The organism is Parazoarcus communis SWub3 = DSM 12120 (genome assembly GCF_003226565.1).
GTDB lineage: Bacteria > Pseudomonadota > Gammaproteobacteria > Burkholderiales > Rhodocyclaceae > Parazoarcus > Parazoarcus communis.
Genome location: NZ_QKOE01000011.1, coordinates 77,115 through 96,009 on the forward strand (window position 1 = coordinate 77,115; position 18,895 = coordinate 96,009).

Consider the following 18,895-nt stretch of genomic DNA (forward strand, 5'->3'; position numbering starts at 1 on the left):
CAAGGCGGTCAGGCGAAATTCTTCGCCGCGAATTCCCAGTTGGCCAGCTTGTCGAGGAAGGTCGCGACAAAGTCCGGACGACGGTTGCGGTAGTCGATGTAGTAGGCGTGTTCCCACACGTCGATACAGAGCAGGGCGGTGTCGCCAGTGGTCAGCGGGGTGCCGGCTGCGCCCATGTTGACGATGTCGACCGAGCCGTCGGCCTTCTTGACCAGCCAGGTCCAGGCAGAGCCGAAGTTGCCGACTGCGGAGGCAGTGAAGGCCTTCTTGAAGTCATCGAACGAGCCCCACTTGGCCTTGATCGCGTCAGCCAGCGCACCGGTGGGTTCGCCACCACCGTTGGGCTTCATGCTGTTCCAGAAGAAGGTGTGGTTCCAGATCTGGGCTGCGTTGTTGTAAACGCCGCCAGCCGGCGCCTTCTTGACGATGGCTTCGAGCTCGAGGTTTTCGTACTCGGTGCCCTTGATCAGGTTGTTCAGGTTGGTGACGTAAGCCTGATGGTGCTTGCCGTGGTGGAATTCCAGGGTTTCCGCCGAGATGTGCGGAGCCAGTGCATCCTTGGCATAGGGCAGTGCGGGCAGCGTGTGTTCCATCTTGATCTCCTGTTGAGAGGCGTTAAGCGCCGGAATCGGGGTAAGTCCGGGCGCCGAATGACAAAGCCTGAGTATTCTAGTCGGGATTGGCCATGCCTGACAATCCTGCATGGACGCGGAACCAGGAAGGCTGCCGGACGCGAGCGATCGGATGGTAAGGGCGTTGCGACTCGACCGCCCGCAGGAGGCATTCTGCTTGCATGCATTGCAGATGCCGGGAGCTGGGCGTCGCTATCCTGATTCCCAAGCGGATGATCCTCAGTCAGCTTGACCTTCGCGGGAGATGATAAACCCTTGTTGCAAGCATGGGAATCGTTGTGGCGCATTGAGGCAGGCCGCTTAGCCTGGCCTTGTGCGTACAACGCCGTCCAGAAAGCCGTCGGTCAGTTCGATGGATAGTGCATCGCCGGCCGCAACCTGCTGTATCGAGCGGATGATGTTGCCATCCTGATCCCGCGTGATGCTGTAGCCCCGCGCAAGAACCGCAGTCGGATCAAGGTGCCCGAGGTGGGTGCCGAGTGCGATGACATGTTGTCGCTGGGCGTGTAACTGTGTCCGCATCGATTGTTTCAAGCGTGCGTCGAGTGCGGTAAGGCGTTGTTGCAGGGGTGTCAGCCTCGGGCGTTGGTTGCGCAGGCGGAGTGCGATGTGATCATGCTGCTGTCTGTCGCGTCGCAGCGTGTCACGCATGCCACGTTTCAACCGTTGCGACAGGGTATCGAGTTTGGCGGCCGAAAGCTTCAGTTGCTGACATGGATGGATCAGGCGTAGTGCGCAGCGATCGATCCGCTGAGCGAGGTTCTCGAGCCTTCGGACAATCGTACGGCGCAGACTTTGACCGAGCATGACCAGATCGCCTTGTGCGGCATGAAAACCGGCGCTGGCCAACTCGGCCGCGCCCGTTGGCGTGGCTGCGCGCAGGTCGGCGACGAAATCGGCAATGGTGAAGTCGGTTTCGTGGCCGACACCACTGATCACTGGCAGCGGGCAATGACGGATGGCGCGCGCCAGGGCTTCGTCGTTAAAGGCCCAGAGATCTTCGATGCTGCCACCACCACGCACCAGCAGCACAAGGTCGGTCTGGTCGGCTTGTGCCCGTTGGCCTGCCTGCATGAGGGCCTGGATCAGGCCTTGTGGCGCATCAGGACCCTGGACAGGGGCCGGGTAGAGGATCACCCGTAAATGCGGACTACGACGGCCCAGGGTTGCGAGTACGTCGCGCAGGGCCGCCGCAGCCGGTGAGGTTACGAGGGCGATGCCACGAGGGAAGCGGGGAAGGGGGCGGCGCAGGGCTGCGTCGAACAGGCCTTCCGCAGCCAGTTTTTCCTTGAGCCGGCTGAAGGCTTCGAACAGGTTGCCGATACCGGCAGGGCGCAAGGTTTCGACATTGAGCTGATAGTCGCCACGTGCCTCGTACAGGCTGACCAATGCGCGCGCTTCGACCCGCATGCCGTTTTCGGGCCTGAACGCGAGCAGTTGGGCACGGTTTCGCCACATCGTGCATCGCACCTGGGCATTCGCGTCCTTGAGGGTGAAATAAACATGGCCTGAGCTGGCGCGGGTGAGATTGGAGATCTCGCCGCCGACCCACATCAGCGGCAAGGCAGACTCGAGCACGTCGCGCGCCAGCCGGTTGAGTGCGGAAACGCTGATGATCTGGTTGGAGCCCGGCTGGAGCCCGGTGCTGGCAAGGGCTGTCTGGTTTTTCATGGGGCCGGATTGTAGCGGAATCCACAGGGCGGGGCGTCTGTCAAGCTTCTGTAAGCAAGGGGCGCGCAAGTCCTTGATCTGTCAGGGGTGTGATATTAACTATTTGAATTAAAAGGATTTTAAATGTTGCACAAATTTTCATCGGAGCAAGAAAAGTCTTGCCGTTGGTGGGGTTTGGGGCAACATCCCGAAATCTTCCACAAACTTATCCACAGCTTCTGTGGATTGATCGCGCGACAGGCGGTCTTGCCCTGGCCGGCCGGCACGGCTAAAGTTCCGCTCTTTGGCACTTATCAAGGACTCACCGCGTGTTCGCGATCATTCAGGCCGCTGGCTGGCCGATGTGGCCTTTGTTGTTTGCTTCGGTCATTGCGGTGGCGTTGATCATCGAGCGCTCGGTTACCCTGCGTCGCGCCCGCATCGTTCCTGCCGGGCTGCTTGACAACATCATTGCCGACCTGAGTCAGCATGGCTCGTCGCCCGAGATGGTGAGCAGGGTCGCTGCTCACTCTCCGCTGGGTCAGGTGCTTGCCGCCGGCTTGAGAAACGTCAATAGCTCGCGCGAGATCATGAAGGAGTCGATCGAGGAGGAAGGTCGGGCCGTCGTTCATGAGCTCGAGCGCTTCCTGACCACGCTGGGAACGATTGCTGCCATCAGCCCGCTGTTGGGCCTGTTTGGCACCATTGTGGGGATGATCGACATCTTTGCCTCGCAGGGCGTGAGTGGCGCCAATCCGGTGCAATTGGCCAAGGGAATCTCGATTGCGCTTTACACCACTGGGCTGGGTCTGATCATTGCCATCCCTTCGACCATTTTCTGGCGCCATTTCCGCCGTTTGATCGATGACTTTGTCGTCGACATGGAGCAGCAGGCAATCAAGCTGGTCGAAGTTGCCCACGGCGAACGACGCGGCTGAGCCTTCCATGAGATTCCGTCGCGCCGAAAAAAGCGAAGAGCCCGAGATCAATCTCATTCCCTTGATTGACGTAGTGCTCGTCATCATCATCTTTCTGATGTTGACCACGACCTTTACCAAGACGGGCGGGCTCGAGATCAACTTGCCCACGGCCGCGAGCAGTGATGCAGCGACCGTCAGCAACGAGATCGTGGTGGCCATCACCGCTGCAGGCGATGTGATCATCAATCAGCAGCCTGTTGCCGACAGGCGTATCGAGGCGTTGGCCGCGGCGCTGGGCAAAGCGGTTCCGTCGGGTCAGCAGAACCCGGTGGTTGTCATCAGTGCGGATGCCAAGGCAGCGCACCAGAGCGTCATCGATGTGATGCAGGCGGCGCAGCGTGCCGGGCTGGCGCACATCACCTTCGCCACCCAGCTGACGTCTCCCTGAGTACTCATCCATGGCGTCAACCGCCCCGGCATGGTGGCAGCGTCGACGCGGATGGGCGCGGTTGCTCTATCCGGTTTCCCTGCTTTTCTTCCTGTTGTCGGCGATCCGGCGCTGGAGTTATCGCCTGGGCTTGCTCAATGCCGAGCGCCTGCCCGTGCCGGTGGTGATTGTCGGCAACATCGCAGTAGGGGGTAGCGGCAAGACGCCGGTCGTCAAGTGGCTGGTGGATGCCCTGCGGGCCGCGGGCTGGCGGCCGGGCGTGGTATCGCGTGGATATGGTGGCCGGGTCGACGGGGTGGCGGTGCTTGATGGTGACGATGCCGGCTTGTTCGGGGATGAGCCGGTGTTGCTGGCGCGTCTGACTGCATGCCCTGTTGCGGTCGGGCGCGACCGGCCCGCTGCGGCAAGAGCGTTGCTGCAGGCCCATCCGGAATGCGACATCATTGTCTCGGACGACGGCATGCAGCACTACCGTCTTGCTCGTGATGTCGAGATTGCAGTCGTGGATGACAAAGTGCTGGGGAACCGCTATCTGCTTCCTGCTGGGCCGCTGCGTGAGCCTTTGACCAGACTGACAGGGGTCGATGTCGTGATTGCCCATGGTGCGCTGTCGGAGCCGGTGTGGCAGATGCTTGCCGGGACGCCCGTGGTGCCGATGCGTCTCGCCGGTGATCGATTCGTCTCCGTGACCGAACCCGGGCGAAGCTGTACGGCGGCGGATTTCCGTGGGCGGCGGGTTCATGCCGTCGCCGGTATTGGACGGCCTCAGCGCTTTTTCGACCAGTTGCGTGCCATGGGACTCGAGGTGATCGAGCACCCGTTTCCGGACCACCACTGTTTCAGTGCTGCCGACCTCGCTTTCGTTGGTGAAGATGTCTGTCTGATGACGAGCAAGGATGCGGTAAAATGCCGGCCTTTCGCGCCTGACGATGCCTGGGAATTCCCGGTGCAGGCCATAATCGGTTCGGGTGCTGCCGAACGCATCCTGGAGAAGCTGAACAATGGACGCCCGACTGCTTGAAATTCTCGTCTGCCCGATCTGCAAGGGGCCGCTGGATTATCTGAAGGATAAGCAGGAGCTGGTCTGTAAGGCCGATCGCCTGGCCTACCCGATTCGTGATGGCATTCCGGTCATGCTGGAGGATGAGGCGCGGACGATGAGCGCCGAAGAAGTCGACGCCTTGCGCTGAGCCCACGCCATGTCGAGCCGTTTTCGCGTTGTGGTGCCTGCACGCCATGCCTCTACCCGCTTGCCCGGCAAGCCCCTGGCCGACATCGGGGGAAAGCCGATGGTCGTCAGGGTCATGGAGCGCGCACTGGTGTCTGGTGCCTGCGAGGTATGGGTTGCGACCGATCATGAGGCGGTCAGGGATGCCGTGCTGGCGGCGGGTGGCAAGGTGCTGATGACACGGCCCGATCATCCGACGGGGACGGATCGTCTTGCCGAGGTGGCATTGACGCTGGGCTGGTCGGATGATGACATCGTCGTCAACGTGCAGGGGGATGAACCGCTGATTGAACCTGCGCTGGTGACGGCGGTTGCCGACGCACTGGCTGCGGACGGTGGTGCAGCGATTGCGACTGCCGCGCATCCCATCCTGGATGTCGCCGAGGTTTTCAATCCGAACGTCGTCAAAGTGGTGTGCGACGCCCGGCAGCGGGCAATGTACTTCTCGCGTGCGCCCGTTCCCTGGGCGCGGGATGCATGGGCCACCCAGCGCGACGCCTTGCCGGTAGACCTGCCAGTGTTACGGCATGTCGGGCTCTACGCTTATCGGGTGGGTTTTCTCAAGTCCTACTCCGCGCTTGCTCCCGCACCGATTGAGCATTGGGAGGCGCTGGAACAGTTGCGAGCCCTGTGGCATGGCTATCCGATCAGTGTGATCAGGCTTGAGGGAGCGCCTGCTGCGGGTGTGGACACGCCCGAGGATCTGGCTCGCGTCCGCGCAATATTTGCCGCCGATTGATTGTTTTAAATGGGGTTTGACCGGCCGTGACTTGTCAGTTAAGTTTCGGCCTTCAACCAATAACGATTGCCGCCTGATGGCGGCCGCATTTCCGGGAGGGTGTATGCGACTGATTCTGTTGGGACCGCCGGGCGCCGGCAAGGGAACGCAAGCGAACTTCATCAAGGAGAAGTTCGGCATTCCGCAGATCTCCACCGGGGACATGCTGCGCGCAGCCGTCAAGGCCGGTACGCCGCTGGGTATCGAAGCCAAGAAGGTCATGGACGCCGGTGGGCTGGTCTCTGACGACATCATCATCGGTCTGGTCAAGGATCGTCTGCAGCAGGATGATTGCAAGGCGGGCTACATGTTCGACGGGTTCCCGCGTACGATCCCGCAGGCCGATGCGATGAAGGATGCAGGCGTCCCGATCGATTTCGTGCTCGAGATCGATGTGCCCGACAGCGAGATCGTTGAACGCATGAGCGGCCGTCGCGCCCACCTGCCGTCCGGCCGTACCTATCACGTCAAGTACAACCCGCCCAAGGTTGAGGGTAAGGACGATGTCACCGGTGAAGACCTGGTGCAGCGTGACGACGACAAGGAAGAAACGGTCAAGAAGCGCCTGGATGTCTATCATGCGCAAACCAAGCCGCTGGTCGAGTACTACAGTACCTGGGCTGCCAGCGGGGCTGCCAATGCTCCCAAGGTTCGCAAGATCGTCGGCCTGGGGGCAGTTGAAGAGATCACGGCGCGTGCCTTTGATGCGCTGAAGTAACTGACCCGCCAGTTGGCGTGTAATTTCGCGGTCGGTGCTGCAGGGCAGTGCCGGCCGCGTTTGCTTTGTTGCGTCACCTTTCAAGAGATCCGATGAATCTGCTTTATGCCCAATCCGGTGGCGTGACCGCCGTCATCAATGCAAGCGCTGCCGGTGTCATTGATGCCGCCCGCAAGCATGCGGCTATCGGCAAGGTGTTTGCGGCCCGTCATGGCATCCTGGGTTTGCTTGATGAGGCGCTGTACGACACTGCAGGTGTTGATACCGCAGCCTTGCTCAATACCCCCGGCGGGGCGTTCGGTTCCTGCCGTTTCGATCTGCCGAGTGAGGCGGACGAGCCGGCAGTCTATGATCGATTGTTCGCGGTGCTGCAGGCGTACCGGATTGGTGGCTTGCTGTACAACGGGGGCAATGGCTCGATGGACCTGATCGTGAAGGTGGCGGAGTCTGCCCGGCGCAGGGGCTATCCATTGATCAGCGTCGGGGTGCCGAAGACGGTGGACAACGATATCGAGGGCAGTGACTGTTGTCCGGGTTTTGGTTCGGCCGCAAAGTATCTGGCGACCTCCATGCGTGAAGCGGGGCGTGATGTTGCGGCCATGACGGGCCGCAGCGGCCGGGTATTCGTCATGGAGGTGATGGGGCGCAATGTGGGCTGGCTGGCTGCCTCAACTGCGCTGGCCGCGCGTAGTGCGGACGAGGCTCCGCATATCGTGCTGATGCCGGAGGTGGCATTTGACGAAGAGGCGTTTCTGGCGCGCGTCAGGCAGGTGGTCGAGCGCCTGGGTTATTGTGCGGTGACTGTGGCTGAAGGGTTGAAAGGGGCGGATGGGCGACCGCTGATGGAGCAGGCGCGGGATGCGCGTGGCTACGTGCAGTTGGGCGGAGCGGGTGAAGAGGTTGCCCGTCTGATCGGCGAGCGTCTTGGTTACAAGCATCACTACGGAAATCCCGACTACCTGCAGCGTGCAGCCGGCCACTGGATGTCTGCAACCGACCGTGAGCAGGCTTATGCCGTGGGGGCGGCGGGTGTCGAGTTGCTGATGGCAGGTCAGGATGGCGTTATGGCGGCAATCCGGCGTTTGTCGGATCAGCCTTACTGTTGGGATGTGATTGCAGTGCAGGCGGCTTCCATCGCGAATCTCGAGCGTCGGGTACCGAGAGCGTTCATTTCAGACGACGGGCTTCATGTCAGCGAACTGGGTCGCCGTTATCTGCTACCGCTGATTGCAGGTGAGATTGCCGTGCCGTGCACGGATGGTCTGCCCGACCACTACATCATGGATTTCCCGTTGATGCCGAGGTTGCTGCCTGATTTTCGGCGTTCGGCATAAGACATGGCGGCCAGGGTTGGCTGCCCTCCGAGTGGCAGCGTCGTCACGCTGCCTTGCCGTGGCAATGTCTGGTTGTCATGCACCGTTAACGACAGGGTTAAGGCTGTAGTGAACGGTAAGCCGGGCCTCTGCCAGCACGTGCCCGGCGATGGCCTGACGCACTTCGGGGCCGCCGAAACGCCCCTCTACTGGGCAGCGCTCGACATCCAGCGCATACAGCGTGAACACGTAATGGTGTAGCCGCTCGTCGTTCCATGGCGGGCAGGGGCCATCGTAGCCATGGTAATCGCCACGCATTGCCTCGTCGCCGGCGAACCAGTCGGTGTAGTTGTTGATGCCTTGGCGTGTGCCATGTGCAGCGGCTGGGCCGGTCTTGCCGCCGGGCGTGACTTCGTTGGAATAGCTGCCTTCGGCGATTTCATTCAGGTTTGCGGGAATGTCGACCAGAACCCAGTGGAAGAAATCGACGCGCGGCAGATCGATGGGGACGCTGCGTCCTTCCTGGTTGACGTCGTCGCCGCGGCTTGGCACGTCCGGGTCGTGGCAGATCAGGGCAAAGGAGCGGGTGCCTTCGGGGGCGCCGGACCAGGCAAGGTGGGGGTTGCGGTTGGCGCCCAGGCAGACATGGCCTTCGTCTGCCGGGATGCAGAAGGTAAACTGGCCTGCGATGCGGGTGCCGTCGGTGATGCTGTGGCTGCTCAACTTCATGGGGCTGTCTCCGTCCGTGTCAGTCATGCAAGCGCTGATTCTAGCCCTTGCCGGCAGTCGGGTGGCGCTTAGCTTGCTGCCCGGCGCCTGAAGTCGCGCGGGCGGAAACCCAGCGCGAACAGGGTTGCAAAGTACGCCGCAGCGGCAATGCTGACGATGCCGCCCAGCCAAAGCACCCGCTCGAGGCCGCTGCGTGCAATCCAGGTCTGGTCGTCGCCGGTCAGCAGCCAGAGTACGCAGCCCATGATCGCCAGTGCGGCCAGTAGCTTGAGCCAGAAGGGTCCCCAGCCTGCTTGTGGGCGATAGACGCCGCGTTTGCGCAGGCCGCGATACAGCAAACCGGCATTCAGACAGGCGGCAAGACCGATCGATAGCGCCAATCCTGCGTGCTGCAGGGGTAGGATGAAGGCCAGGTTCATCAACTGCGTGGCCAACAACGTGATCAGCGCGATTTTTACCGGGGTGCGGATGTCCTGGCGGGCGTAGAAACCAGGCGCCAGCACCTTGACCAGGATCATGCCGGTCAGGCCCACGGTATAGGCGAGCAACGCATTGCGAGTATGGAAGACGTCATCTGGCGAGAAGGCGCCGTAATGAAATAGTGTGGTAATCAGTGGAACGGCCAGCATCGCCAGGCCGAGTGCGGCAGGCAGGGTCAGCATCAAGGTCAGCCGCAGTCCCCAGTCGAGTAGCGAAGAAAAGGCTTCGGGGTTTTCGTTCGCGTGCAGCTTTGCCAGGCTGGGCAGCAGGATGGTGCCGAGCGCCACACCCAGCAGACCGGCGGGAAACTCCATCAGCCGGTCGGCGTAGTACAACCATGACACGCTGCCACTTTGCAGGAAGGAGGCGAAGATGGTGTTGATCAGCAGCGAGATCTGGCTGACCGAAACGCCAAGGATGGCGGGCGCCATCAGCTTGAGGATGCGGCGGACCCCGGGGTCGCGGGTGTCCAGATTGAAGCGCGGCAGCATGCCGATCTTCATCAGCGGACGGATCTGCAGTGCAAGCTGGAGTATGCCGCCAAGAAAGACGGCCCAGGCGAGTACCAGTATGGGGGGGGTGAACCAGGGGGCGGCAAAAAGCGCCATGCCGATGAAAGCCAGATTGAGCAGCACTGGCGTGAAGGCGGGAATTGCAAAGCGGCTCCAGGTGTTCAGAATTCCGCCTGCAAGGGCCACCAATGCCATGAACAGGATGTAGGGGAAGGTAATGCGGGTCAGTTCGACTGTCAGCGCAAACTTGTCTGCATCGGCCGAGAAGCCGGGGGCAGAAATGTGAATGATCAACGGGGCGCCGATGACCCCCAGCAGGGCGACCACTGCGACGGCGAGGGCGAGCAGGGTGGCAACCTTGTCGATCAGCAGGCGGGTGGCGGTTTCACCCTGTTTGTTCTTGTATTCGGCCAGAATCGGTACGAAGGCCTGAGAGAAGGCGCCCTCGGCAAACATGCGACGCAGCAGGTTGGGCAGGCGGAAAGCGACGAAGAAGGCGTCGGTCATCATGCCGGCACCAAAGGTGCGCGCGATGACGAAGTCGCGTACAAAGCCGAGGATGCGCGACAGCAAGGTCATGCCGCTGACGGTGGCGAGGGCGCGCAGAAGGTTCATTCCGGGGCAGGCAATGGCTGTTAAAGGGCGGATGATAGCTGGCCCTCGCATGCTCGCGGCAAATTTAGTGCATCGAAATGCTTGCGCCGCGATAACTGGGCAGTTAGAATCGAGGGCTTCTTAGAACCACCTTATTTACACGGGAATCACATATATGGCCAACTCGGCACAAGCTCGCAAGCGCGCACGTCAGGCGACCAAGGCCCGCGCCCACAACGCCAGCCTTCGTTCGCGTCTGCGTACTGCGATCAAGGCCGTGCGCAAGGCTATCGTCGGCGGTGACAAGACTGCCGCGCAGTCGGTCTTCCGCACTTCGATGAGCACCATCGACAGCATCGCCGACAAGAAGATCATCCACAAGAACAAGGCCGCTCGTCACAAGAGTCGTCTGTCCGCTGCTGTCAAGGCAATGGCTGTTTGATCTTGATGTCTGCGTGATGGGCTGAAAAGCGCATCTGCAAAAAAATTGGCGACTTCGGTCGCCATTTTTTTTGCCAAGGCTGGTTCTAGATTGCTGGCTGGGATTGTGGCGTCTGGATGCAGGGTAGGAGGCGATGAATGTGTCGCCCCCTTCAATTCAAGGTGGATCGATATGAGTGTCAGAGCTGGTCGCTGCTGATCGGCTCCATCTGCAGTTCATTGTCATTGGCAAAATTGACCATGAACTTGTATGCAAGGGGTTCGATGTCGTAGAGACGGGCGTCGACCATGACGGTCTTCTGGCCCTTCAGGGTGCAACCGGGGCGCACGTAGGGGGAATACTGCATCCGGTGATCGGCGCCAAAGGCCGACATGATGCCGCACAGTCGATCCGCCCAATCGCTGGGGCGGAATGTTTTTCCTTCCCTGGTGACCCCGATGATGACAAAGCTTTCGATCTTCTGGTTCATGTGTCACGCCATGTCGGCTACGGGGAAGGGATCTGGTCGGGGTGGCCGGTTCCAGATCCCGGAACGCGGCGGATTCTAGCAGAAAAATGGCCTGTTTAACGAGGGGGTGAGGGCCGCAGGTGTGGGTCGATATGTACAGCACCCCCGGTTTTGGCTTAAGATCGCGGCTTATTCCTGCACGGCGGCGATTGCCGCCGTGCGCGTTTTTGGTCCATCCTGATCGGGGTTTTCCATGTCCCATGTCATGAACACCTACGCCAGATTGCCGGTGGCATTCACGCACGGCGACGGCGTCTGGCTCCACGACGAAACGGGCAAGCGCTATCTGGACGCGCTTTCTGGTATCGCGGTATCCACCCTCGGCCACAATCACCCCCGCCTGGTGCGTGCCATTTCGCAGCAGGCTTCGCGTGTGCTGCATACTTCCAACCTGTATGGCATTCCGTTGCAGGATCGCCTGGGTGACCGGCTGGCCGAGTTGTCCGGTATGGAAGAGGTGTTCTTCTGCAACTCCGGCTGTGAGGCCAACGAGGCTGCGATCAAGCTGGCGCGGATGTTCGGTCACCAGAAAGGGATCGAACTGCCCACCATCATCGTGATGGAAAGCGCTTTCCACGGTCGTACCATGGCAACGCTGTCGGCAACCGGCAACCGCAAGGCCCAGGCCGGGTTTGAACCGCTGGTGTCGGGTTTCGTGCGCGTGCCGTACAAGGATATTGCGGCCATTCGTCAGGCGGTCGAACACAACCACCAGGTCGTGGCGGTCATGCTCGAGATGATCCAGGGCGAGGGCGGCATCAACATCGCCGATGACGCGTTTCAGCGTGAAGTGCGTGCGCTGTGCGACGAGCGCGGCCTGTTGATGATCTGCGACGAAGTGCAATGTGGTGTGGGCCGTACCGGACGCTGGTTCGGCTGGCAGCACGCAGGGGTCATGCCTGACGTGATGACGCTGGCCAAGGGTCTGGGGTCGGGTGTGCCGATCGGTGCCTGTCTGACCGCTGGGCGGGCAGCTGGCTTGTTCAAGCCGGGTAATCATGGCTCTACCTTCGGCGGCAACCCGCTGGCATGTGCGGCTGGCCTGGCCACACTGGATGCGATCGCTGACGATCGTCTGATGGAAAACGCGGTTCAGGTTGGTAATGAGATCCGCGCGGGGCTGGCCGAGGCGCTCAAGGGTGTTGATGGTGTGGTGGAGATCCGTGGCAAGGGGCTGATGATCGGCGTGGAGCTCGATCGTCCTTGTGGCGAACTGGTCAAGCGCGGCCTTGATGCCGGGCTGTTGATCAATGTCACCGCAGAGCGGGTGGTGCGTCTGCTGCCGGCACTGGTGTTTACCAGTGTCGATGCTCAGACCCTGGTCGACGCGCTTGCACCGCTGATCCGCGATTTCCTGTCGCAATAAGGCAAGGGCTGGTTGCCAATGACTTCTCCCAGACACTACCTGCAGTTCAAGGATTTCTCCGCCGACGAGTACGCCTATCTGTTCGGGCGTACCAAGTGGATCAAGGACAAGTTCAAGAACTACGAGCCGTATCATCCGATGTTCGATCGCACATTGGTGATGATCTTCGAGAAGGCCAGCACCCGCACCCGTTTGTCTTTCGAGGCCGGCATGCAGCAGTTGGGGGGGTCAGCAATCTACCTCAACACCCGCGACTCGCAATTGGGGCGCGGTGAGCCGGTCGAGGATGCGGCGCAGGTCATCTCGCGGATGAGCGACATCGTGATGATCCGTACCTTCGAGCAGGAGATCATCGAGCGTTTTGCCGCCAATTCGCGGGTGCCGCTGATCAATGGCCTGACCAATGAGTACCACCCCTGCCAGATCCTGGCCGACATCTACACCTTCATCGAGCATCGTGGCGATATCCGCGGCAAGACGGTGGCCTGGGTGGGGGATAGCAACAACATGTGCAACACCTGGCTGCAGGCCGCCGAGGTGCTGGATTTCAACGTGCATGTGTCGACCCCGCCGGGTTACGAAGTCGAACCCGAGCGTGCGGGCCTGTACGGTACCGATCATTTCGAGCAGTTTGCCGACCCCCTCGAAGCGTGCAAGGGCGCGCATCTGGTGACCACCGATGTGTGGACTTCGATGGGTTTCGAGGCAGAGAACGAAGCCCGAATGAAGGCCTTTGCCGACTGGTGCGTCGACGCCGAAATGATGTCGGTGGCTTCAGGCGATGCCTTGTTCATGCATTGCCTGCCGGCTCACCGCGGCGAGGAAGTGACCGCCGAAGTCATCGATGGTCCGCAATCGGTGGTGTGGGACGAAGCAGAGAACCGCCTGCATGTGCAGAAGGCCCTGATGGAATATCTCGTACTCGGCCGCGTCGGGGACGAGTGATCGAAACAACGCGGAAAAGCTGCTAACCGCCGCTGCCCACAAGGTAGCCGGCACCTGGAACGGACAAGACGATGAGCGATGTGAAGAAAGCAGTGCTCGCCTATTCGGGCGGGCTGGATACCTCGGTGATCCTGAAGTGGCTGCAGGACACCTATCAGTGTGAAGTGGTGACCTTCACCGCTGATCTCGGTCAGGGCGAAGAGCTGGAGCCGGCACGCCAGAAGGCGCTCAAGTTCGGCATCAAGCCGGAGAACATCTTCATCGACGACCTGCGCGAAGAGTTCGTGCGGGATTTCGTCTTTCCGATGTTCCGCTGTAACACCGTTTATGAAGGGGAGTACCTGCTGGGTACCTCCATCGCCCGTCCGCTGATCGCCAAGCGTCAGATCGAGATTGCCCGTGCAACCGGTGCCGATGCGGTGTCGCATGGCGCGACCGGCAAAGGCAATGATCAGGTGCGTTTCGAGTTGGGTTATTACGCCTTGATGCCGGGCGTGAAGGTGATCGCGCCGTGGCGCGAGTGGGATCTGCTGTCGCGCGAGAAGCTGCTCGCCTACGCCGAGAAGGCAGGCATCCCCATCGAGATGAAGCACAAGCAGGGCGGCTCGCCCTATTCGATGGACGCCAACCTGCTGCACATCTCCTTCGAGGGTCGTCACCTGGAGAACCCGGCTGCCGAAGCCGAAGAGGACATGTGGCGGTGGACGGTGTCGCCCGAAGCGGCACCCGATGCCGCCGAGTACATCGACCTCGAGTTCGAGAAGGGCGATGTTGTGGCAATCAACGGTACCCGCCTGAAGGCACACGAAGTGCTGGCCAAGCTTAACGAGCTGGGTGGCAAGCACGGTATCGGCCGCCTTGATCTGGTGGAGAACCGCTACGTCGGCATGAAGAGCCGCGGCTGCTACGAAACCCCGGGGGGCACCATCCTGCTGAAGGCCCACCGTGCCATCGAATCGATCACCCTGGATCGTGAAGTCGCTCACCTCAAGGATGATCTGATGCCGCGCTACGCCAGCATGATCTATAACGGCTACTGGTGGAGTCCCGAGCGTCAGGCCATCCAGGCGCTGATCGACCATACCCAGCAGACTGTCAATGGCTGGGTGCGGATCAAGCTGTACAAGGGTAACGTCATCGTGACGGGTCGTGACTCCAAGACCGACTCACTGTTCGACCCGACCATCGCCACGTTCGAGGATGATGCCGGCGCATACAACCAGAAGGATGCGCACGGTTTCATCCGCCTTAATGCACTGCGTATGCGGATTGCAGCCAACGCCAAGGCAAAACGCGGCTGATCGCAACTGCGATCCGTCTTGCAGCCCTGCGGGGCTGTTGATTTCCGGAAACGATGATGGACAACGAAGTACTGATCTTTGGGCTGACGATTGCGGAGTTCGAGGATATTTCGCTCAAAGTCTGCTTTACCGCCCTGATCCTCTACATGCTGTTCATCATCGGCAACCTGGTCAAGGAATCCAAGGCAGGCAAGTACGGCGCGATGTGGATGTTCATCGGCCTGGGCCTGGGTTTTCTCGGCTTTGTCGCCAAGGGCTTCATCCAGAAGATCCTTGGCATCGAATAGGACATATCTGCAATGAGCATCACCGAAAAGCTCGACGGCGTGGCTGTCACCACCAAGGCCAATGTGTACTTCGATGGCAAGTGCGTCAGCCACAGCGTTCGTTTTGCCGATGGCACCGGCAAGTCGGTTGGCGTGATCCTGCCGTCCACCCTCACCTTCAATACCGGTGCGCCGGAAGTCATGGAAGGCGTGGCCGGTAGCTGCCGGGTACGCCTGAAGGGCGAGACCGAGTGGAAGACCTATGGTGCTGGCGAATCCTACAATGTGCCGGGCAACGCCAGCTTCGACATCGAAGTGGTGGGCGAGCCTTACCACTACATCTGCCATTTCGGCTGATCACGCAGGGAGAGCGAAGCGATGCCGTCTTTCGACATCATGTCCGAGGTCGATCAACCCTCGCTGCGCAATGCCGTCGAGCAGGCCAATCGCAAGGTCGACGGCCGGCACGACTTCAAGGGCACCAGTGCCAAGATCGAGCATGCAGACAAGTTGCTGACCCTTTATGGAGACAGCGACTTTCAGCTCGATCAGATCAAGACCATCCTGTTGCCCGAGATGACCAAGAAGAACGTCGACGTCCGTTGTCTCGATTACGGCGACGTGCAGAAAATCTCCGGCAACAAGGTCAAGCAGGAAGTCAAGGTGCGCGTTGGCGTTGATCAGGATCTGGCCAAGAAGATCGTCAAGCTGTTGAAGGACAGCAAGATGAAGGTTCAGGCGGCGATTCAGGGCGATGCCGTGCGTGTGTCCGGTGCCAAGCGCGATCTGCTGCAGGAAGCCATTGCTCTGGTCAAGAAACAGGTTACCGATTTCCCCTTGCAGTTCGGCAACTTCCGCGACTGACGTACGGTTTTCGCGCCTGTCTTACTCAAGTTTCGAGCCCTGTTGCCGTTAAGGTAACAGGGCTCGAATGTTTTCTGCATTCGGCCACTCATACAAGGTGCATGTCATGGAAGTGTCCTCCATCGCTGCGGCCGCCAGCGCGAATGCCGCGGCACAACTTCAAGCCGAGGTGTCGGTCACGGTACTCAAGAAGGCCATCGATATTCAGGCCGAGGCTGCCCTACAGTTGCTGGAGGCTTTGCCCCAGGTCCCTGCTGCACCCGTCGGCACGGCAGGTGGGGTGATTGACACCTGGGCTTGAGCTCAAGTCGTCATCAGATGGCTGGCTGGCGCGGTTTCGGGCTGTGCCTGACCGAAGTAGCCCTCGGTGTGGATCATTTCTTCGCGCGCGCCCAGCGCCTTGACGGCCGCGACACTGGCGCTGACAAAGTCCGGGTTGCCCGCCACGAAGATGCTGTGTTGTGACAGGTCCTTGAAGACCTGATCGATCACCGCCGGCAAGCGGCCATGCAGCATGCCGTCACAGTGTTCCCGGGTCAGACTGGGCTTGTAGCTGAAGTTGCGGTGCTTGGTCTCCCAGTACTTCATCATCCCCGACTCATACAGATCGTCAGCGGTACGTGCAGAGAACATCAGCGTAACCGGCTTGCGATAGCCGCGCCGCAGCGCCGCCTCGGTCAGCGCCAGAATGGGTGCAAGGCCTGATCCCGAGGCCAGACACAGTACGGGTGAATCGACAGACAGATCGCCGATGAAGGTGCCATAGGGGCCGGACAGCTTGACCACATCGCCCAGCGCCAAACTGTCGTGAACCCAGCGGCTGGTACGACCGTCCTCGACTCGGGTGATCTGCAGCACGATTTCGCCGTCCGGTCGCGGCGCATTGGCGATCGAGTAACAGCGTGCGGGCGCACCGGCGCGCTCGTCACCCAAGGTGACGTATTGTCCGGGCCAGTAGCGCATCACCTGGCCCACTGGCCGCAGGTGCAATTCGAGTATGCCGGGGGTGCGTGTGATGCGGTCCACAAGGACGAAACGTTGATCTTCTCGTGGCGGAAAGAGCTTGGGCTTGGCGTCTTCCGTACCCCATTCGATGATCAGTTCCGGCGACAGCGGTTTGGCCATGCACATCAAGCCATAGCCCTGGCGGCGTTCATCCTGCGACAGGGCCATGTCCAGCACCATGCCCTGATCGAACTGACCGGCAAGCACCTTGACCTTGCATTCACCGCAGGCGCCAGCACGGCAGTTGTTCGGAAGGGCGTAGCCGGCGCGCTCGAGGGCGCCGAGTACGGTGTCTCCGGTCTGACAGTCGATCTCGCGACCGGAAGGATGAAGTTTGATCTTTTGCATGGGAAGCGAAGGTTGTTTTGTGCGTCTGATCATCCAGCAGCGCATCTGATCAGGATTTTCAGGTGCTCGGTGGCGTAGCGCCAGCGAGCACCTTTCACTGCAGCAGGGGTTGGCAGGGCCTGTCCGAACGTCGCTTGCGAGCGTCGGTTCAGGCGCACTGCCTCGAGTGTTTCAAGTGCTCAGAACACCGGGATGATGTCGTTCATGTCGATGTCGGAGATCTCCTGGCCCGAGATGCCCACTTCGGGAATGGCGGGGAAGGGGATGCCATAACGGTCGAGCACGCCTTTGAGATTGAGCATCGCGTTACGCCAGTTGTCTTTCTTGGCCTCGTAACTGGGTACGCCGAAGCCGGCCCCGCGCGCCACTTCTTCAGCTTCACGCTGATTGTCGATGAAGTCGGCGGGCAGATCCCAGAACTCCATTGGCGGCTCGAACAGCACCGCAGACAGGAACAAATAGCCCGCGCGGATCTGTTTGGTGACGATGGCCTTGTCTTCGGCTGGCAAACGGGGGTAGTCACGCTCCATCAGCGCCATGCAGATCGCCATATGCCGCCCTTCGTCGCGGCCGATGTTGCGGAAGGCTTCCTTGAACACCAGTTCGCGGGAGTTGTCGTGCATCTGCTTGAAGATGGTCGCCGCGGCAATCTCACCCATCAGGAAGGACGAGAACAGTACGGCCAGCGAGTACTTGGGCACCGCTTTCTTGTAGCCCGTCCAGTAGCGACCACCGTTGTAGTACAGCCACTTGGCGTTTTTCTGCAGGCGTTTGCCCAGTTCGGTCTTGGGCTCGTAGGTGATCGGATCGGGATGGCCGAGGAAGCGGGTGATCGCCAGGCCACACATCTGCTCGTGGTTCTGTTCGTCACGGGTCACCGAGAAGAAGCAGCGGCGCACCGGGTCTTCTTCATGCACTTCATAGGTCTTGATGAAGGCTTCGGCAAAAACCGGGGGGGCTGAAGCATCGAACACCGACAGCAGCGTCCACCAGTAGGCGATGGCCTCACGCTCTTCCCAGGTGTAGGACTCCACATCCAGCGTGTCCCAGGGCAGCTTTTTCGGGTCCCAGTTCTCGCGCTGCGCTGCGTCCCAGACCTCTTCCATTTTGGCGGTCTGGGCATTCCACGACAGGGGGTAAACGTTGGGTTGCTCGGTCGCAGGCGGGAACTCCATCGTCAGCGCCAGCTTCTCGTTGTGTGCCATGCAGGTCTCCTCTTTCTCTTGATGTCGTCGCAGCGATGACTGCGCGGAGTGAAAGATGAGGCCTGCGAGGCGCCTGGATGTTGACCTGGATCAAACTTTAGTTGAATTGATTGACCGGTCGGTCAGCTTTGTCGTTGTGCAAAGAAAACAGAAAGCCCCGGTAGATACCCGGGGCTTTCCCTCTCGAGAGGATGGTCAAAAGTTAAATTGAGACTTAGCGCCAGCACTGCACCGCTGCGCCGCTGACACTGCTGCCTTTGACCCCGGCCTGTGTCAGGCTGAGGGTGCCACAGCCGCTGTCGTTGGTAGCCTGAGCGCCTTGGGGGATAGCCTCAAGAAGGTAGCTGCGTTGTTCAAGTTCGTCCTCGTCGAGTTGGAAAGTGTAGAGACCGTTCAGATCAGTACGACACTGGATGTCGGGCAGCACTGGTTCATCGCCATCGGTATCCTCGTCGTAGCGCAGGTTGGTGGTATAAAACCTCTCCATGAACTGCGATAGCTCACCAAGGCAGGCTTTTGCGGTGGCCCGGCGGGTCTGGGTGATATGGTTCTGGTAGCCGGGATAGGCAATCGCAGCCAGAATCCCGACGATTGCAACGGCAATCATCAGTTCGATAAGGCTGAAGCCTTGCTGCTTACGCAT

Annotated in this window: 23 protein-coding genes; 15 read left to right on the forward strand and 8 right to left on the reverse strand. The window is 60.5% G+C overall.

Translation table 11 applies throughout. The annotated features are described in order from the left end of the window. Nucleotides 1-8 precede the first annotated feature (8 nt). Together DNK49_RS14990 and xseA are read right to left on the reverse strand one after the other, a co-directional pair. Complete coding sequence (locus tag DNK49_RS14990; protein WP_110526218.1) at nucleotides 9-593, reverse strand: superoxide dismutase; 585 nt, start codon at nucleotides 591-593, stop codon at nucleotides 9-11. Between the two features lie 339 nt (nucleotides 594-932). Continuing rightward, nucleotides 933-2,303, reverse strand: coding sequence for an exodeoxyribonuclease VII large subunit (gene xseA / locus DNK49_RS14995; protein ID WP_207807000.1), 1,371 nt, complete (start codon nucleotides 2,301-2,303; stop codon nucleotides 933-935). 308 nt (nucleotides 2,304-2,611) lie between these two features. On the opposite strand from xseA, the gene DNK49_RS15000 reads away from it, so the two are divergent. The 7 genes from DNK49_RS15000 (at nucleotide 2,612) to DNK49_RS15030 (ending at nucleotide 7,708) form a co-directional block, all read left to right on the forward strand. Beyond that, a complete protein-coding gene (locus DNK49_RS15000; protein WP_110526220.1) occupies nucleotides 2,612-3,220 on the forward strand; it encodes a MotA/TolQ/ExbB proton channel family protein in 609 nt (202 codons plus the stop codon). A gap of 7 nt (nucleotides 3,221-3,227) precedes the next feature. Then, nucleotides 3,228-3,650 (forward strand): ExbD/TolR family protein, encoded by a 423-nt coding sequence (locus DNK49_RS15005; RefSeq protein ID WP_110526222.1) that lies wholly within the window; start codon nucleotides 3,228-3,230, stop codon nucleotides 3,648-3,650. A 10-nt stretch (nucleotides 3,651-3,660) separates the two neighbouring features. Then, entirely contained in the window at nucleotides 3,661-4,671 is a 1,011-nt protein-coding gene (gene lpxK, locus DNK49_RS15010; protein ID WP_110526225.1) for a tetraacyldisaccharide 4'-kinase, read from the forward strand. Next, nucleotides 4,652-4,840: a Trm112 family protein gene (locus DNK49_RS15015; protein WP_110526228.1), complete on the forward strand. Its 189-nt coding sequence runs from the start codon at nucleotides 4,652-4,654 to the stop codon at nucleotides 4,838-4,840. Before lpxK ends, DNK49_RS15015 begins: the two co-directional genes overlap by 20 nt. Before the next feature lie 9 nt (nucleotides 4,841-4,849). Further along, a complete protein-coding gene (gene kdsB / locus DNK49_RS15020) occupies nucleotides 4,850-5,617 on the forward strand; it encodes a 3-deoxy-manno-octulosonate cytidylyltransferase (RefSeq protein ID WP_110526229.1) in 768 nt (255 codons plus the stop codon). A gap of 103 nt (nucleotides 5,618-5,720) precedes the next feature. Next, nucleotides 5,721-6,374: an adenylate kinase gene (gene adk, locus DNK49_RS15025; protein WP_110526232.1), complete on the forward strand. Its 654-nt coding sequence runs from the start codon at nucleotides 5,721-5,723 to the stop codon at nucleotides 6,372-6,374. A gap of 92 nt (nucleotides 6,375-6,466) precedes the next feature. Next, nucleotides 6,467-7,708 (forward strand): 6-phosphofructokinase, encoded by a 1,242-nt coding sequence (locus DNK49_RS15030; RefSeq protein WP_110526235.1) that lies wholly within the window; start codon nucleotides 6,467-6,469, stop codon nucleotides 7,706-7,708. Between the two features lie 75 nt (nucleotides 7,709-7,783). On the opposite strand, the gene DNK49_RS15035 is transcribed toward DNK49_RS15030, so the two are convergent. Further along, the gene (locus DNK49_RS15035) at nucleotides 7,784-8,416 is read right to left on the reverse strand and encodes a YbhB/YbcL family Raf kinase inhibitor-like protein (protein WP_110526238.1); all 633 of its coding nucleotides are present in this window, start codon (nucleotides 8,414-8,416) and stop codon (nucleotides 7,784-7,786) included. Between the two features lie 68 nt (nucleotides 8,417-8,484). After that, nucleotides 8,485-10,023, reverse strand: a complete 1,539-nt coding sequence (murJ, locus tag DNK49_RS15040) for a murein biosynthesis integral membrane protein MurJ (RefSeq protein WP_110526241.1) — start codon at nucleotides 10,021-10,023, stop codon at nucleotides 8,485-8,487. A 154-nt stretch (nucleotides 10,024-10,177) separates the two neighbouring features. On the opposite strand from murJ, the gene rpsT reads away from it, so the two are divergent. Next, on the forward strand, nucleotides 10,178-10,444 hold the full coding sequence (rpsT, locus tag DNK49_RS15045) for a 30S ribosomal protein S20 (protein ID WP_110526244.1): 267 nt from the start codon (nucleotides 10,178-10,180) through the stop codon (nucleotides 10,442-10,444). 178 nt (nucleotides 10,445-10,622) lie between these two features. On the opposite strand, the gene DNK49_RS15050 is transcribed toward rpsT, so the two are convergent. Further along, nucleotides 10,623-10,913 (reverse strand): DUF3579 domain-containing protein, encoded by a 291-nt coding sequence (locus DNK49_RS15050; RefSeq protein WP_110526247.1) that lies wholly within the window; start codon nucleotides 10,911-10,913, stop codon nucleotides 10,623-10,625. A gap of 232 nt (nucleotides 10,914-11,145) precedes the next feature. Here DNK49_RS15050 and DNK49_RS15055 point away from each other — a divergent pair, with 232 nt between their 5' ends. The 7 genes from DNK49_RS15055 to DNK49_RS15085 all read left to right on the forward strand — a co-directional run bounded on the left by DNK49_RS15055 (nucleotide 11,146) and on the right by DNK49_RS15085 (nucleotide 15,995). Next, nucleotides 11,146-12,318 carry an aspartate aminotransferase family protein gene (locus DNK49_RS15055; protein WP_110526250.1) on the forward strand — a complete coding sequence of 391 codons (1,173 nt, stop codon included), beginning with the start codon at nucleotides 11,146-11,148 and terminating at the stop codon, nucleotides 12,316-12,318. A gap of 18 nt (nucleotides 12,319-12,336) precedes the next feature. Further along, nucleotides 12,337-13,263, forward strand: coding sequence for an ornithine carbamoyltransferase (argF, locus tag DNK49_RS15060; protein ID WP_110526253.1), 927 nt, complete (start codon nucleotides 12,337-12,339; stop codon nucleotides 13,261-13,263). Nucleotides 13,264-13,334: 71 nt separating this feature from the next. Beyond that, nucleotides 13,335-14,564 (forward strand): argininosuccinate synthase, encoded by a 1,230-nt coding sequence (locus DNK49_RS15065; protein WP_110526256.1) that lies wholly within the window; start codon nucleotides 13,335-13,337, stop codon nucleotides 14,562-14,564. Between the two features lie 56 nt (nucleotides 14,565-14,620). Continuing rightward, entirely contained in the window at nucleotides 14,621-14,851 is a 231-nt protein-coding gene (locus DNK49_RS15070) for a DUF2788 domain-containing protein (protein ID WP_110526259.1), read from the forward strand. A gap of 12 nt (nucleotides 14,852-14,863) precedes the next feature. After that, entirely contained in the window at nucleotides 14,864-15,187 is a 324-nt protein-coding gene (gene ppnP / locus DNK49_RS15075; RefSeq protein ID WP_110526262.1) for a pyrimidine/purine nucleoside phosphorylase, read from the forward strand. Between the two features lie 21 nt (nucleotides 15,188-15,208). Continuing rightward, nucleotides 15,209-15,694 carry a YajQ family cyclic di-GMP-binding protein gene (locus DNK49_RS15080; protein ID WP_110526265.1) on the forward strand — a complete coding sequence of 162 codons (486 nt, stop codon included), beginning with the start codon at nucleotides 15,209-15,211 and terminating at the stop codon, nucleotides 15,692-15,694. A gap of 106 nt (nucleotides 15,695-15,800) precedes the next feature. After that, entirely contained in the window at nucleotides 15,801-15,995 is a 195-nt protein-coding gene (locus DNK49_RS15085; protein ID WP_110526428.1) for a YjfB family protein, read from the forward strand. Nucleotides 15,996-15,997: 2 nt separating this feature from the next. Here the strand turns inward: DNK49_RS15085 and DNK49_RS15090 are convergent, their stop codons facing one another. From DNK49_RS15090 to DNK49_RS15100, 3 genes are all read right to left on the reverse strand, one after another. Beyond that, the gene (locus tag DNK49_RS15090; protein WP_110526268.1) at nucleotides 15,998-17,047 is read right to left on the reverse strand and encodes a 2Fe-2S iron-sulfur cluster-binding protein; all 1,050 of its coding nucleotides are present in this window, start codon (nucleotides 17,045-17,047) and stop codon (nucleotides 15,998-16,000) included. A gap of 179 nt (nucleotides 17,048-17,226) precedes the next feature. Continuing rightward, nucleotides 17,227-18,252 carry a diiron oxygenase gene (locus DNK49_RS15095; RefSeq protein ID WP_110526271.1) on the reverse strand — a complete coding sequence of 342 codons (1,026 nt, stop codon included), beginning with the start codon at nucleotides 18,250-18,252 and terminating at the stop codon, nucleotides 17,227-17,229. 214 nt (nucleotides 18,253-18,466) lie between these two features. After that, complete coding sequence (locus tag DNK49_RS15100) at nucleotides 18,467-18,895, reverse strand: type IV pilin protein (RefSeq protein ID WP_110526274.1); 429 nt, start codon at nucleotides 18,893-18,895, stop codon at nucleotides 18,467-18,469.